Raw genomic sequence first — 15,277 nt, 5'->3', positions numbered from 1 at the left:
TCCATCACCCCACACACACGCACCACAGCTGAACACGCCGCTCGCGGAGCAACAGCTCCATGAGCGGCTCTGCGTGCTCGCCACTTGGTCAGACATGGGCCAACGTCGCAGAAAGAGGCAGGCCGCAGCGTACAGAGTGAGCGGACGCAACTGCAATAACACAGCTCGACCTGCCGCGTGTCCGACCCGGACATCAAGGCGATCAGGCTGGGCTGGGTGAACCTTCCAACCGCTCAACCCAGATCCCAGCAGTCGAACTCGATCTACTAAGCGTCTCTCTTCAACAACGAAGACGCGCCAATCGGCAAATCCGTCTTGAAGCCAATCGAACTGACCGCGTTCCACACCGCCGTGGCCAGCATCAATGGTGGCTCCCCTACTGCCTTGCTTCTGAAGACAGTCTCCACGCGGGCAGGTGCGCTCTCCAGCAGCCTCACCACGAAGCTTTCCGGTACGTCCCGCGAGCCGGGGATTTTGTAGGTAGAAGGCCCGAGGGTCCTCGGGCGACCCGCATCATCCCACCAGAGTTCTTCGCAAGTGAGCCAACCAAGTCCCTGCACGAAGGCGCCTTCGATCTGGCCCAGATCAACGGCCGGGTTGAGGGAGTTGCCGCAGTCCTGCACCAGCCAGGCGCCGGTGCAGCGATGCTCACCCGTCAGCAGATCGACCTCTACTTCCGCGACTGAGGCTCCGTAGGAAAAGTAGAAGAAGGGCTCGCCGCGCATCGTTTGCGGGTCCCAGCTCAGACCCGGGGTGCGATAGAAACCTGTTGCCGAAAGCGACACCCGGCGCAGGTGGCACAGCGTCGCCAACTCTCCGAAGCCGAGCCGGTGGTTGCCGGAGCGAACCTCGGCATCGGCAAACTCCACGTCCTCGGCCGCAACATCCCATTCCGCCGCGACCACGGCCGCCATTCGCTCCCGGATGGTGGAGGCCGCTATCTGCGCCGCCCAACCGTTCAGGTCCGTGCCGGTGCTGGCCGCGGTCGGGGAGGTGTTCGGCACCTCGGCCGTGCTCGTGGCGGTGATTCGAACCCGTGATAGCGGCACACCGAAGACATCCGCCACGATCTGCGCGACCTTGACGAAGAGGCCCTGACCCATCTCCGTCCCGCCGTGGTTCAGGCGGATGGAGCCGTCGGCGTAGACATGCACGAGCGCCCCCGCCTGGTTCATGTGCTGCACGCCGAAGGAGATGCCGAAGGCCAGCACGAAGCTGCCAAGCCCCCGGCGAAGATAGGGATGAGTGACGTTGAAGCGCTCGATCGAAGCCTTCCGCTCGGCGAAGCCGGACAGTTCCTGCGCTTCCTCCCAGACACGCCGGATCAGGTCACCTTCCAGCTTCTGCCCATAGGGCGTGCGATCGCCGTTGGCGCCCCCCGCGAAGTTCCGCTCCCGCACCGCTTCCGGCGTCGTGCCGACGGCCCGGGCGACCTCCCGCACCACGTCCTCGGCCAGCAGCACGCCTTGCGGGCCCCCGAACCCCCGGAACGCCGTGTTGCTCACGGTGTTGGTGCGCAGCACGCGGCCGTCGACCCGCACTGCCGGCACGTCCAACACGTTCAGCGCGTGCGTCACGGCGCGGAAGATCACGCCGGCCGAGAGGTCGAGAACGTGGCCGCCATTGGCCGCCATCAGCGCGTCGAGTGCCAGGATCCGCCCGGTCCCGTCGAACCCAACCTCCCAGCGGAACAGGAAGGGGTGACGCTTTCCCGTCACCGTCATGTCCACCTTGCGCGACAGCCGCAGCTTCACCGGACGGCCGGTCAGCCGGGCCGCCAGCACCGCGGCGGCGCCGACCCAGGAGGCGTTGCTCTCCTTGCCGCCGAAGCCGCCGCCCATCCGGCGGACCTGCACTGTGATCCGGTTGAAGTCGCATCCCAGGACCCGTGCCGCGATGTGCTGGACCTCGGTCGGGTGCTGGGTCGAGGAGTGCAGCACGAACTCACCATCCTCGCCCGGTACGGCCAGACAGATCTGGCCTTCCAGGTAGAAGTGCTCCTGCCCACCGCAGCGGAAGCTACCCCGCAACCGGTGAGGGGCAGCCGCCAAGGCCGCTTCGACCTCTCCCTGCCGCATCACCATGGGTGGCATCAGGAGGTCATTCGCCTCCAGCGCGGCCTCGACCGAGAGGACGGGGGGTAGCGCCTCCACCTGCGCCTGCACGAGGCGCGCCGCGCGGATCGCGTCGTCGCGGCTCCGCGCCACCACCATGGCCAGGGTCTGGCCCCAGTGAAGGATCGTGTCCTCGGCGAAGAGCGGCTCACCCGCCCGGTGCGAGGGCGACACGTCGTTGCGCCCGGGGATGTCGCCCGGTCCGATCACCGCGACCACGCCCGGTGCGCTCCGCGCCGCCGCGACGTCGAGCGAGATCAACCGGCCATGGGCGACCTCCGACAGGACCAACGCCGCATGCAAGGTGCCCCGCGGTTCCGGCATGTCGTCGATGAAGCGTGCCTCGCCGGTGCAATGGGCCAGCGCGCTATCATGCGGGACGGAAGCGCCCGAAGCCCGGCCGAGGGAGCCCACGCCATCGTTCACGGCTGCGCCTCCGCTTCAGTGCTCCAGCGCCACCAGAGCCGGCGCAGGAGGTTTCCGGCCGCGCTGCGACGGTATTCCGCCGAGCCGCGGAGATCCCCCAGCGGCGCAACCTCCGCCTCCAAGGCGGCAGCGGCCGCATCGAAGCTTGCCTGCCGGAAGGGCGCGCCGATCAGGACATCCTCCGTCGCCAAGGCCCTGCCTGCCTGAGGTCCTAACCCGCCATGGGCGACGCGAACCGAGGTGATCCGACCCTCCGCTCGCTCCAGCAGGATGCTGAGGCCTACCGCCGTGATGTCCTGGTCGCGCCGGCGCGACAGCTTCTCGCAGGCCATCAGCGCGTCGGGGCGGGGACGGGGCAGGAACACGTTTCGGATCACCTCGTCCGGCTCCAGCGCATTGCGGCGGTAGCCGAGCAGGAAATCCTTCACCGCCATCTCGCGCTCACCCCTGTGGGAGGCGAGGCGCAGCGTGGCGCCCAGCACCAGCAGCGGCGGCAGGGCATCCCCGATCGGCGAAGCCGTGCCGAGATTGCCGCCGAGCGTGCCCAGCGCACGGATCTGCCGCGACCCCAGCCGCCGCAGCAGGGTGGCGAAGGGCGTGAAGCCAGGTTCCGCCTCGCAAAGCTCAAGCAGCCGCCGGTAGGACAGGCTGGCACCGATGCGGAGGCCTTCCGGCGAGACCTCGATCTCCTGGAGCTCGGCCACACCCAGCGTGCAGTGGATCGCCGGCGGGTGTTCCCGGTGCTCGGAAAAGCGCAGGCCCAGGTCGGTGCCGCCCGCCAGCAGCCAGGCCTCAGGCTGATCCCGCCGCAGGCTCAGGAGCTCCGCGAGCGTGGCAGGGCGATGGAAAACCTGCCCCGGCGCCTCCAGCGTCGCGGAGGTCGTTACCGCCTCAGGCTGCGGCCGCCGTTCCTCGGCCGGCAGGCGCTGAAAGGCCTCCAGGATCGGCCGGTAGCCGGTGCAGCGGCACAGGTTCCCGGCCAACGCCTCGTGCGGGTCACCGCCCTCGGTGGCGTAGCTCCAGCCCGTCATGACGATGCCGGGCGTGCAGAAGCCGCACTGCGTCGCGTTGCACTCGGCCATGAGCGTCTGCACCGGGTGGCAGGCGCCGTGTTCGCGAAGGCCTTCCACCGTGCGCAGCGTCAGGCCGTGGACCTGCCCCAGGGTCAGAAGGCAGGCATTCACGGGAACCCGGGCACCATCCGGCGCCTCGATCGCCACGGTGCAGGCGCCGCAGTCGCCCTCCGCGCAACCTTCCTTGGTGGCGGTCAGCCCGGCATCGCGGCGAAGCCAGTCCAGCAGCGTCGTGGTGGGCGATGTCTGCGCCGGCAGCACCCAGGCTTCGTCGTTGAGCCGAAAGGAAAGGGAGGCGCACATGCGCTCAGCCTAGCCCCAATGACACCCCTTGCTGCAGAGGGGAGCGAGATGTTTTCTTGCGCCGTCCGGCCGCATCGGGAACACCAAGCCGGCGGAAGCGGCAAGCGCTGCCGCAGAGTTGTGCGGCACTTGTGCGGCGGCTACCGAGCCGCTTCAGACGACCAGGCGCGCCAGTGCTGCGGTCAGTTCCTCGGGCGCGTAGGGCTTGGCGAGAACCGGAACATTGGCGTGCCGCGTCGGAACTCCCGCCTGCCCGTAGCCGGAGGCCACCACGAAGGGCACCTTCAGCTTCACCAGCGCATCAGCGATCGGTTCCGAGGTTTCGCCCGCCAAGTTGAGGTCCAGCACCGCAACGTCCGGCACCTCGCTCTCGATGAGCTGCAGCGCCGCGGCGACGGTGGAGACCGGTCCCAGGACCTCGGCGCCGGAATCCAGCAGCGTGTCCTCCACCAACATCGCGACCAGGGTTTCGTCCTCGACCACCAGGACGCGGCGGCCCTCCAGATTGCTCATGCGTCTGCCTGTTCCGTTGCCGCGGCGGTGCTGCGTAGATGGCCGGAGACTACTATGGAGCCACCCTCCTTGCAGTCCGCCGGACCCTCACGATCCCGTGATGGACAGCGGAGTGCCGACCTCAGGCGCCGATCACCGGCTCAGTCCGCGTACTGGCCCGCCCCCTCGATGATCGGGCACCACTTCGCCAGATCCGCCATCCAGTAGCTCTTGTGGGCCGCCGGGGTTGCCATGGCCGTGTCGACCGACGTGGTCCCGAGCTCCGCGAAGCGTGCCGCCACGCGTGGGTCGCGCAGTGCCGCCTGAAGCGCACCGGACAAGCGTTCCTTGATAGCGGCCGGCGTACCGCGTGGCGTGTAAAGGGCGTGCCACACCGACACCTTGAAGCCGGGCAGTCCCGGCCTCGCTCGCGGTCGGCAGATCCCGTAGGGCGGCCAGCCGGCTGCGCGTTGTCGTCGTAAAGGCGCGTACCGCGCCCGCCTTTACGAGACGCTCCACGGTGTCGGTGGGACCGCCGGCCGCGAAGGGCACGGTCATGGTGATCGGCTTGTTGGGGTACCCGTCCGGCAGGGTTGCCGTGCCCGTTGTGCCCTGTGCCCAGGTCGGTCAGGCGGGCACCAGGCCAGCCAGGAACATCTAAACCATGCGACGTGGCATCATGTCCTAAACATGTACTTTTCTTCATCCAATCGAAAACCATAAGGAAGATCAACAGCAAAGATGCGGGTTGGACGGGCGGCGCGGCGCGGGGAAAACACTGCGCCCTGGTGCCAGGGGAGAAACGGGATAGGCTCGTGCTCAACGACAAAGATCGTGAGGGAGCGTGCTGTGGTGAACGAGCGGGCCGTGATCGGAAAGATCACGCGCTACCTGATCCCCTATCTCGGGATCATCTACCTGATCGCCTATATCGACCGGCAGAACGTCAGCTACGCCAAGCTGCAGATGGTGGATGCGCTGGGGCTGTCGGAATACGCCTACGGGCTGGGCGCCTCGCTGTTCTTTATCGGCTACTTCCTGTTCGAGGTTCCCAGCAACATCTTCCTGGAGCGCTTCGGCGCGCCGCGCTGGTTTGCCCGGATCATGCTGACCTGGGGCGCCGTCACGGTGGCGCTGGCCTATACGCAGAACACCACGATGTTCTACGTGCTGCGCTTCCTGCTCGGTGTTTGCGAGGCCGGCTTCTTCCCCGGCGTCCTGTACCTCCTGACCCTGTGGTTCCCGCACGAGTACCGCGGCCGGATGGTCGGGTCCTTCATGGTGTTCAGCGCCTTCGCCAACGCGATCGGCGCCCCGATCGGCGGCATGCTGCTTGATCTCGACGGCTATGGCGGGCACCAGGGCTGGCAGTGGGTGTTCCTGGTGACAGGCATCCCGGCCATGCTCATGGGCATCGTGACGCTGTTCTACCTGGACGGCACCCCGGAAACGTCACGGATCCTGACGCCGGAGGAGAAGCGCTGGCTGGCCGAGCGGCTGGCCAACGAGAACAACCGCCTGGCCAAGACCTCGCATGTCAATCCGCTGAAGGTGCTGGCGGACGGGCGCGTGCTGCTGATGTCGGTGTTCTACATTGCCTTTCCGCTGGGCGCCTACGGTCTCAGCTACTGGCTGCCGACCATCGTCAAGGGCTTCGGCGTCAGCAACACGGTGAACGGCTGGATCAACGTCATCCCCTGGCTGATGGTCGCCCTGGGCCTCTACTACTGGCCCAAGCTCGCGGTCGGCGCCCGCTCCTCCACGCCCTTTATCGTGGGACCGGCACTGGTGGGAGCCGCCTGCCTCATCCTTAGCGTCTACGTGCCGAGCAACACGCTACGCTTCGCCTTCCTGTGCATCGCAGCGGTGGCCATCTTCGTGCCGCAGCCGATCCTGTGGTCGATCCCCTCCACCTTCCTCAGTGGCGCCTCGGCCGCGGCGGGGCTCGCGGTGATCAACTCGGTGGGTAATCTCGGCGGCTTCATCGCCCAGAACGTCATTCCCTGGATCCGCGATGCCAGCGGCAGCAACACCGTGCCCATGCTGTTCCTGGCCGCCTGCCTCGCGGTCGGGGGGCTGATGACCTTTGTCGTTCAGGCGGTTATCCGTCGTCACCGTGTCCCTGGCGCGGCTGGAACGGCGGGCTTGACCCACCCCGCGCAATAGGGGCGCCTCAGCTCACCAAAGGCCGTTTCTGTTCCGGCAGGAACGGCCGCAGGAACAGGAAGAACTCGCCATGACCCGCAGAACACGGCGCAAGGGGTTGCTCGGCACGCTGACGCTGCTGGCCGGCCTCGCCGTGCTGTCACCCACGGTGCAGGCGCAGGGAACAACCGAGGCACCGGCGCTGAAGCGCACGCCGCTGCAGCAGGCCGATTTTCCGGATGCCGGTCACGCGTCGATCCTGATGCAAATCGACGTGCCGCCGAACTTCACGGTGGCGCGGCACACCCATCCTGGCATCGAGATCGGCTACGTTCTTTCGGGCACGGCGACCTTGTCGGTGCAGGGGCAGCCGGAACGCACCATCAAGGCGGGTGACAGCTTCCTCGCCGGCGAGGGCGTGCCGCACGTGATCCACACCGGCCCCGAGCCGCTGCGCATCATCAGCACCTACGTCGTGGCGAAGGACAAGCCGCTGGCCACGCCGGCGCCGCAGTAAGGCGCCGGGCCGGGCAGGGCACTCGCGGCACTGACCGGCGGGCCGCCCGTGCCGCAACGCGACTGGCTGATCCGTGCTGCGCCATCGACCGGGCTGCGCAGCGGCGCGAATCGCCAGTTCGGGCCCTGCTGCGGGGAGCAAACCAGCGCCGCTGCACGGAAGTTCCCCCGCGCTGCGCGGCGACCCCGGATCAGGCGTCCATCTTCAGGGCGGCGATAAAGGCGCTCTGCGGGATCTCGACCTTGCCGAACTGCCGCATGCGCTTCTTGCCCTCCTTCTGCTTCTCCAACAGCTTGCGCTTGCGGCTGATGTCGCCGCCGTAGCACTTGGCGGTGACGTCCTTGCTCAGCGCGCCGATGGTTTCGCGCGCGATCACGCGCGACCCGATGGCGGCCTGGATCGCGATCTTGAAGAGCTGCTTGGGGATCAGGTCCTTCAGCCGCTCGCAGATGGAACGCCCGCGCTTCTCGGCCTGGGAGCGGTGGGCCATGAAGCTCAGCGCGTCCACGGGCTCGTTGTTCACCAGGATGGAGATCTTCACGAGGTCGCTTTCCTCGTAGCCGTCCATCACGTAGTCGAACGAGGCGTAGCCGCGCGAGATCGACTTCAGCCGGTCGTAGAAGTCGAACACCACCTCGTTCAGCGGCAGCTTGTAGACCGCCATGGCGCGGGTACCGACATAGGTCAGGTCCACCTGCTGTCCGCGACGCTCCGAACACAGCGCCAGCACCGAACCCAGGTACTCGTCGGGCACGAAGATCGTGGCCTTGATCCAGGGCTCCTCGATCGTGTCGATCACTGAGCCGTCCGGCATGTCGGCCGGGTTGTGCAGCTCGATCTGCTCGCCGTTGGTCTTGTTGATCTTGTAGACGACGCTCGGCGCCGTCGCGATCAGGTCGAGGTCGAACTCGCGCGACAGGCGCTCCTGGATGATCTCCAGGTGCAGCAGGCCCAGGAAGCCGCAGCGGAAGCCGAAGCCCAGCGCGGCCGATGTCTCGGCCTCGTAGTGGAAGGAGCCGTCGTTCAGGCGCAGCTTGCTCAGCGACTCGCGCAGCTTCTCGAAGTCGTCCGCGTCCACCGGATACAGACCGCACCACACCACCGGGATCGAGGGCTTGAAGCCTGCCAGTGGCGCCGCCGCCGGGTTGCGATCATCGGTAATGGTGTCGCCGACATTGGTGTCGGCCACGGTCTTCATCGCCGCGGTGACGTAGCCCATCTCGCCGGGGCTCAGGCTGTCCACCGGCTGCATCTTGGGCCGGAACACGCCGACCTGCTCGATGACGTGGGTGCTGCCGTTGCTCATCATGCGGATCTTCTGGCCGCGCCGCAGGTGGCCGTCCTTCACCCGCACCAGGATGATCACGCCGAGATAGGCGTCGTACCAGCTGTCCACCAGCAGCGCCGTGGTGGGCGCCTCGGCATCGCCCTTCGGCGGCGGCAGGCGGGTGACGATGGCCTCCAGCACGCCCTCGATGTTCAGCCCCGTCTTGGCCGAGATCATCACCGCGTCGTCGGTCGGGATGCCGATGACGTCCTCGATCTGCTGCTTGACGCGGTCGGGCTCGGCGGCCGGCAGGTCCACCTTGTTCAGGATCGGCACGATCTCGTGGCTCGCGTCGATCGCCTGGTACACGTTGGCCAGCGTCTGCGCCTCGACGCCCTGCGAGGCGTCCACCACCAGCAGCGAGCCCTCGCAGGCCGCCAGCGAACGCGACACCTCGTAGGCGAAGTCCACGTGGCCCGGCGTGTCCATCAGGTTCAGCACGTACACCTCGCCGTCGTTGGCGCGGTAATCGAGGCGCACGGTCTGCGCCTTGATGGTGATGCCGCGCTCGCGCTCCAGCTCCATGTTGTCGAGGACCTGGTTGGTCATCTCTCGGTCGGACAGCGCGCCCGTCTTCTGGATCAATCGATCAGCCAGCGTCGACTTGCCGTGGTCAATATGGGCGATGATCGAGAAGTTGCGGATGCGGGAAAGCGGGGTGTCGGTCATGGGTGGTCCGGCCGGAAACTGCGGGCGATCGGCCGCGCGCGTCGAAATCTGTCCCCCAGATAAGCCACACGACGCCCGTCACCAAGCACCTCCGCGACGCGGAAGCGCGGGAGCTATTTCCGATATATCTTTTCCCTTGCCGAGGCCGCGGCTAGATCCTAGATAGCGATATATCGGAACTCTATCGAGGAACATCATGTTTCGCCATTCACACGGACACCATCACGGCGGCTCCCACCACCGCTTCCACCGCCACGGCCCGCACGGGGAAGGGATGCACGAGCGTCACCATCGCCGCGGTGGCCGCGGCGGCCGCTTCTTCGAGAGCGGCGACCTGCGCCTGGTGCTGCTGCGCCTGATCGCGGAGCGCCCCCGTCACGGCTACGAGCTGATGGAGGAGATCGAGCAGCGCCTCGGCGGCAGCTACCGGCCCAGCCCTGGCACGATCTATCCGACGCTCACCCTGCTGGAGGAACTGGGGCAAGTGGCCGTGCAGGCCACGGAAGGCGCCCGCAAGCTTTACGCCATCACCGAGGAAGGGCAGAGGGTGCTCGACGCACAGAAGCCCGAGGCCGACCGGCTCTTCGCGCGCATGGAAGCCGCGGCGGGGGAGGGCAACCCGCAGGGCGCCGCCAGCGTGCTGCGCGCCATGCACAACCTGAAGTTCGCCCTGCGCCTGCGCCTCGGCCGCGGCGACCTGACCGAGGAACAGCTCCGGCAGGTCGTGGACGCCATCGACGGCGCCGCCAAGGCGGTCGAGCGTAGCTGAGGAACCCCTGCATGAGCACCGACACGGCCGCGCCCCGCACCCCTTACCGCGTTCGCCACGACACCCGCTTCCGCCTGCTTGAGGTGGCGCGGGTGGAGGACGTCACGCCTGCCATGCGCCGGATCACCCTGCGCGGCGAGGCGCTGGAAGGCTTCCGCAGCGATAGCTTCAACGACCACGTGAAGCTGTTCTTTCCCGCACCGGGTGAGCGTGAGCCGGTGGTGCCCACGCCCAGCCCGAACGGGCCCGTCTTTCCGGAAGGCCAGCCACGTCCGGTGGCGCGCGACTACACCCCCCGCCGCTTCGACGCGGCGGCAGGCGAGCTGGTGCTGGACTTCGCCCTGCATGACAACGGCCCCGCCACGGAATGGGCCAGCCGTGCCCGGCCGGGCGACCGCCTGGGCGTCGGCGGGCCGCGCGGTTCCTTCGTGATCCCGGCCGACTACGACTGGCACCTGCTGATCGGCGACGAGACGGCGCTGCCGGCGATCGGCCGCCGCCTGGAGGAACTGCCCGCGAACGCCCGCGCTATCGTGCTGGCCGAGGTCGCCTCAGCCGCTGAGGAGCAGCGCTTCCGCAGCCTGGCGCGGACGGAGATCCACTGGATCCATCGCGGCGAGGCCGCGGCCGGCAGCAGCACGGGAATGGAGGAGGCTCTGGCGGCGTTCACGCTGCCGGATGGCGAGGGCTTCGCCTGGGTGGCCTGCGAAAGCGAGGTGGCCAGGCGCCTCCGCGCCATCCTGCTCGAACAGCATGCCCTGCCGAAAGGGCGCGTGAAGGCCGCCGGCTACTGGAAGCGCGGTGCCGTCGCGGCGCACGAGAACCTCGACGACTGAACTCGTGGGCCGCGCCCCGTGAGGCGGCGCCGCCCGGCTGGCGGAACCGGCCTGCCCCCAGGAGGCGACAGGCCAGCCCCGGAGTTCACCCGCGCAGCGTGGCGCCGGTGGCCTTGGTGACGGCGGCCACGATCCTGGCGGCCGCCGCCTCGATCTGCTCGTCCGTCAGGGTCGCGTCCTGCGGCTGCAGCACCACTTCGACGCCCAGCGACACCTTGCCGGCCGGCAGCTTGTCGCCACTGTAGCGGTCGAACAGCGACACCTCGGCGACGAGGTTGCGCTCGGCACCCCGGGCCGCGCGCAGCACGGCCTCGGCCGCCACGCCCTCATCCACCAGGAAGGCGAAGTCGCGCCGCACCGGCTGGAAGGGCGAAAGCACCGGCGCCGCGCGCTTGCGGCGCTTGGGCTCGGGCACGGCGTCGAGGAAGACCTCGCAGCCGACTACCGGGCCGGTGATGTCGAGTGCCGCCAGCACCGAGGGATGCAGCTCCCCGAAACTGGCCAGCACCGTCTTCGGCCCCTGCCGCAGCACGCCGGAACGACCGGGATGGTAGAAGCCCGGCGCGTCCGTCGTCACCGTCACCCCCGCCATCGGTACGCCCAGCGCGAGGAGCACCGCCACGGCGTCGCCCTTGGCATCCAGCGCGTCCACGGCCCGCGACGGCTCGTTCCAGTGGCGCGGCGTATGGCCGGCCCGCAGCGAGGCCGCGACGGCGAGCTGCCCGGCGGGCGACGGATCGCGGTAGGCGCCCCCCACCTCGCTCAGCGCCACGTCGCCGTAGCCGCGCGCGGCGTTGCGCCCGGCGGCCAGAACCAGGCTCGCCAGCGGCGTCGGCCGCATCTGGTCGAGGTCGGAGGCGATCGGGTTCAGCAGGTTCAGCGCGTCCGGCGTCTCGCCGAACAGCGCCGCCGCCTCGCGCGCCATGAAGCCGAAGCTGACGCAGTCCAGCGCCCCACGCGACGCCAGTACGCGCCGGGCCAGCGAGGCGCGCGACTGCGCCGGGGTCAGCGAAGGGCGTGGCACGGCGGCCAGCGCCGGCAGCGACACCGGCGCCACCGCGTCCAGCCCTGGAAGGCGCAGCACCTCTTCCAGCAGGTCGCACTCCGCCTCGATCCGCTCGACCTCGGCGGCCGCGGCGGCGGCGCGCTCAGCCGGCAGGGTCGCCAGCTGCGACAGGTCGGTGGCGCCGGCGCGGTAGGACGAGCCGGAGGAAGCCACGTCGTTGCGCCAGGACGGCACCGACACCGTGACACCCGCCGCGTCGCGCCCCTGCACCGCGAAGCCCAGCCGCTCCAGCGCGGTCACCGCCTCGTCGGCGCCGATGGCGGAGCCGCCCAACCCGGCGATCCGCTCGAAGCGCAGCGTGGCCTCGCGCTGCCAGGACGGTTCCGCGCCGGCCGCGACGACCTCGCTCGCCTCGCCGCCACAGAGCTCCTGGATCATGCGGGTCGCCATCTCCAGCGCCGCCGGGGGCAGGGCGGGGTCCACGCCGCGCTCAAAGCGTGCCCGCGCGTCGGAATGCAGCCCGTGGCGGCGGCCCGTCAGCGCGATCCGCACCGGATCGAACAGGGCGCACTCGATGAAGCACTCGGTGGTGTTCTCGTCGCAGCCGCTGGCCTCGCCGCCCATGATGCCGGCCAGGCTCTCGACGCCCTGCGCGTCGGCGATCACGAGGTCCTCCGCCGTGACCGCGACCTCCTTGCCGTTGAGCGCGAGGTAGCTCTCGCCCACGCGGCCGCGGCGCATCGTCAGCGTGTCGCCATGCACCTTGCCGGCATCGAAGACGTGCAGCGGGCGGCCGAGGTCGAAGGTGAACCAGTTGGTCACGTCCACCAGCGCCGAGATCGGCCGCAGCCCGATCGCCGTCAGCCGGTCCTGCAGCCACTTCGGCGACGGCCCGTTGCGCAGGCCCCGCACCGAGCGTCCGAGCACCCAGGGGCAGCCCTCTGCATCCTCGATCGCCCAGCGCAGCGGGGAGGGGAAGGAACCCGCCACCGGCGCATCGCTCAGCGGCTTCAGCGTGCCGAGCCCGGCGGCCGCGAGGTCACGCGCCACGCCGCGCACCGACAAGGCGTCGCCGCGGTTCGGCGTCACCGCGATCTCGATCACCGGATCGTCGAGGCCGGCCCACTTGGCGTAGACCTCGCCCACCGGCGCGTCGGCCGGCAGGTCGATGATGCCGTCATGCTCCTGCCCCAGGCCGAGCTCGCGCGCCGAGCACATCATGCCCTCGCTCTTCACGCCGCGGATCTCGCCGACCTTCAGCGTGATGCCGGTGCCGGGCACGAAGGCGCCGGGCAGGCCCAGCACCGCCTTCATTCCCGTGCGGGCATTTGGCGCGCCGCAGACCACCGAGCGGATCGTGCCGTCGCCGACATCGACCTTGCAGGCGCGAAGGCGGTCGGCATTTGGGTGCTGCACGGCCTCGATCACCTGGGCGATGCGGAAGGGCGCCAGGGCCTCGGCCTTGTTCTCGATGCCCTCCACCTCCAGCCCGATGGCGTTCAGCGTGGCCGCGATGCGGTCCGGCGTGGCATCGGTGTCCAGATGGTCCCGCAGCCAGGAAAGCGTGAACTTCATGGTCGGTCAGCCCGCGTCGTGCAGCGTGAAGGGGGACAGCACCGGCGCGCCGTAATGGCGCAGCCAGCGGACGTCGCTCTCGTAGAAGGGGCGCAGGTCGGCGATGCCGTGCTTGAGCATGGTGATGCGCTCGATCCCCATGCCGAAGGCGAAGCCCTGCCAGACCTTGGGATCGACGCCGGCATTGGCCAGCACCTTCGGGTGCACCATGCCGGAGCCCAGGATCTCCAGCCAGTCGCTACCCTTGCCGAGTTCGCCGGTCTTCCGGTCCCAGCCGATATCGACCTCCATCGAGGGCTCGGTGAAGGGGAAGTAGGAGGAGCGGAAGCGCACCGGCAGTTCCGCGATCCCGAAGAAGGCGCGCAGGAAGTCGATCAGGCAGCCCTTGAGGTGGCCCAGCGTGATGTCGCGCCCGATCACCAACCCCTCGACCTGGTGGAACATCGGGGAATGCGTGGCGTCGTGGTCGGCGCGGTAGGTGCGGCCGGGCACGATCACGCGGATCGGCGGCTCACCCTCCAGCATGGTGCGGATCTGCACCGGCGAGGTGTGGGTTCGCAGCACCGTCTCGAAGCCGTCGCCATGCGCAGGCGGCAGGTAGAAGGTGTCCTGGTCCTGCCGCGCCGGATGGTGGCCGGGGATGTTCAGGGCCGAGAAGTTGTACCAGTCGCTCTCGATGTCCGGCCCCTCGGCCACCGTGAAGCCCATGGTGCCGAAGATCGCCGTCAGCTCCTCGACGGTGCGGGCGATGGGGTGGATGGCGCCTGCCTCGGCGCCGGCCGGCGGCGCGGTGCGGGCGGGAAGGGACACGTCCAGCCGCTCGGCTCGCAGCCGGGCTTCCAGCGCCTCGCGCTCCAGCACCGCCTTGCGGGCGTCCAGCGCACCCTCCAGCGCCTGCTTCACGGCGTTCACCGCGGCACCGCGTGCCTTGCGCTCCTCGGGTGGAACGGCGCCCAGGCCCTTCAGCAGCGCCGTCACCGTGCCGCTCTTGCCCAGCGCGCCCACGCGCACCGCGTCCAGCGCGCGCAGGTCCGGGGCGGCCGCGATCGCGGCTTCCAGCTCCCCCTGCGTCGCGGCGAGGTCGTCCGCCATCACAGCCTCTCCTCAGGCACCCGGCGCATCAGGCGCATGGGGCGCGAAAAACAAGAAGGGCCGCTCCGCATCCCCCAGCTTGGGAGGAGGCGAAGGCGGCCCCTTTGCCGAAAAACGGTTTGGACAGTGGCGGGCGGTTCACGCCGCGCCACTGTCCGGCACGCAGCGGATCAGGCCGCGGCGGGCAGGGACGCCTTGGCCTTCTCGACCAGGGCGCCAAAGCCGGTGGCGTCCTCGTAGGCGATCGTGGCCAGCACCTTGCGGTCCAGCTCGATGCCCGAGGCCTTCAGGCCGGCGATGAAGCGGGAATACACGATCCCGTTCTCGCGGCACGCCGCGTTGATGCGCTGGATCCATAGGCCGCGGAACTCGCGCTTCTTGTTGCGGCGGTCGCGGTAGGCGTACTGCAAGCCCTTCTCGACCCGCTCGATCGCGGGGCGGAAAGCCGTGGAGGAACGGCCGACATAGCCCTTGGCGAGCTTGAGGACCTTCTTGTGACGGGCGTGGGCGACAACGCCGCGCTTAACACGAGCCATGGTTGCGCTTCCTTACCGATCCAGCCCGTAGGGCAGCCACTGCTTGACCGTCAGGCCGTCCTGGTGACGCAGGACCTGCGTGCCACGGTTCTGGCGCTTGGCCTTCTGCGGACGAGCCGACAGGTTATGGCGCTTCTTGCCGGGACCGGCGAGGACCTTGCCCGTCGCCGTGATCTTGAACCGCTTCTTGGCGGCCGACTTGGTCTTCATCTTGGGCATTTGGACCTCCTGTTCGGGTCGCGCGCATCCCTGGCGGCCGCGCACCGTGGAACGGGGCAGCCACGCACACCACACCATGCGGCGGGAACACGCTTCCACGGCCGGGCAGCCCAACACGGCCCGGTCGCGCGGAGAGGCGGCGTATAACGGCGCCGTCCCGGCACGGCAAGGGGTACGG

The 15,277-nt window shown here is 69.1% G+C and carries 13 protein-coding genes; 4 read left to right on the top strand and 9 right to left on the bottom strand.

Annotation, left to right across the window (positions count from 1 at the left end; all coding sequences use genetic code 11):
* Positions 1-266: 266 nt before the first annotated feature.
* From xdhB to ACFFGY_RS16600, 4 genes are all read right to left on the bottom strand, one after another.
* On the bottom strand, positions 267-2,540 hold the full coding sequence (xdhB, locus tag ACFFGY_RS16615) for a xanthine dehydrogenase molybdopterin binding subunit (RefSeq protein WP_377045629.1): 2,274 nt from the start codon (positions 2,538-2,540) through the stop codon (positions 267-269).
* The gene (locus ACFFGY_RS16610) at positions 2,537-3,916 is read right to left on the bottom strand and encodes a xanthine dehydrogenase small subunit (RefSeq protein ID WP_377045628.1); all 1,380 of its coding nucleotides are present in this window, start codon (positions 3,914-3,916) and stop codon (positions 2,537-2,539) included. The genes xdhB and ACFFGY_RS16610 overlap by 4 nt, the downstream gene beginning before the upstream one ends.
* A 153-nt stretch (positions 3,917-4,069) precedes the next feature.
* Entirely contained in the window at positions 4,070-4,429 is a 360-nt protein-coding gene (locus ACFFGY_RS16605) for a response regulator (RefSeq protein ID WP_377045627.1), read from the bottom strand.
* Positions 4,430-4,569: 140 nt separating this feature from the next.
* On the bottom strand, positions 4,570-4,749 hold the full coding sequence (locus tag ACFFGY_RS16600; RefSeq protein ID WP_377045626.1) for a hypothetical protein: 180 nt from the start codon (positions 4,747-4,749) through the stop codon (positions 4,570-4,572).
* A gap of 493 nt (positions 4,750-5,242) precedes the next feature.
* Between ACFFGY_RS16600 and ACFFGY_RS16595 the strand changes: the two genes are divergently transcribed.
* Together ACFFGY_RS16595 and ACFFGY_RS16590 are read left to right on the top strand one after the other, a co-directional pair.
* Entirely contained in the window at positions 5,243-6,574 is a 1,332-nt protein-coding gene (locus ACFFGY_RS16595) for an MFS transporter (protein WP_377045625.1), read from the top strand.
* A gap of 70 nt (positions 6,575-6,644) precedes the next feature.
* Complete coding sequence (locus ACFFGY_RS16590; protein ID WP_377045624.1) at positions 6,645-7,070, top strand: cupin domain-containing protein; 426 nt, start codon at positions 6,645-6,647, stop codon at positions 7,068-7,070.
* Between the two features lie 190 nt (positions 7,071-7,260).
* On the opposite strand, the gene lepA is transcribed toward ACFFGY_RS16590, so the two are convergent.
* The gene (gene lepA, locus ACFFGY_RS16585) at positions 7,261-9,066 is read right to left on the bottom strand and encodes a translation elongation factor 4 (RefSeq protein ID WP_377045623.1); all 1,806 of its coding nucleotides are present in this window, start codon (positions 9,064-9,066) and stop codon (positions 7,261-7,263) included.
* A 196-nt stretch (positions 9,067-9,262) separates the two neighbouring features.
* On the opposite strand from lepA, the gene ACFFGY_RS16580 reads away from it, so the two are divergent.
* Both ACFFGY_RS16580 and ACFFGY_RS16575 read left to right on the top strand, forming a co-directional pair.
* On the top strand, positions 9,263-9,835 hold the full coding sequence (locus tag ACFFGY_RS16580) for a PadR family transcriptional regulator (RefSeq protein ID WP_377045622.1): 573 nt from the start codon (positions 9,263-9,265) through the stop codon (positions 9,833-9,835).
* Between the two features lie 11 nt (positions 9,836-9,846).
* Entirely contained in the window at positions 9,847-10,671 is an 825-nt protein-coding gene (locus tag ACFFGY_RS16575) for a siderophore-interacting protein (protein ID WP_377045621.1), read from the top strand.
* 85 nt (positions 10,672-10,756) lie between these two features.
* Here the strand turns inward: ACFFGY_RS16575 and pheT are convergent, their stop codons facing one another.
* The 4 genes from pheT to rpmI all read right to left on the bottom strand — a co-directional run bounded on the left by pheT (position 10,757) and on the right by rpmI (position 15,099).
* Positions 10,757-13,252: a phenylalanine--tRNA ligase subunit beta gene (gene pheT, locus ACFFGY_RS16570; protein WP_377045620.1), complete on the bottom strand. Its 2,496-nt coding sequence runs from the start codon at positions 13,250-13,252 to the stop codon at positions 10,757-10,759.
* Positions 13,253-13,258: 6 nt separating this feature from the next.
* Entirely contained in the window at positions 13,259-14,344 is a 1,086-nt protein-coding gene (gene pheS / locus ACFFGY_RS16565) for a phenylalanine--tRNA ligase subunit alpha (RefSeq protein WP_377045619.1), read from the bottom strand.
* Between the two features lie 170 nt (positions 14,345-14,514).
* A complete protein-coding gene (rplT, locus tag ACFFGY_RS16560; RefSeq protein WP_377045618.1) occupies positions 14,515-14,880 on the bottom strand; it encodes a 50S ribosomal protein L20 in 366 nt (121 codons plus the stop codon).
* 12 nt (positions 14,881-14,892) lie between these two features.
* Positions 14,893-15,099 carry a 50S ribosomal protein L35 gene (gene rpmI / locus ACFFGY_RS16555; protein WP_377045617.1) on the bottom strand — a complete coding sequence of 69 codons (207 nt, stop codon included), beginning with the start codon at positions 15,097-15,099 and terminating at the stop codon, positions 14,893-14,895.
* Positions 15,100-15,277: the final 178 nt, after the last annotated feature.

Origin of the sequence: Roseomonas elaeocarpi (assembly GCF_042433915.1) — a bacterium.
Lineage (GTDB): Bacteria > Pseudomonadota > Alphaproteobacteria > Acetobacterales > Acetobacteraceae > Roseomonas > Roseomonas elaeocarpi.
The sequence above is the reverse complement of the archived record's forward strand: the minus strand, read 5'-3'. Positions and strand labels throughout refer to the sequence as shown.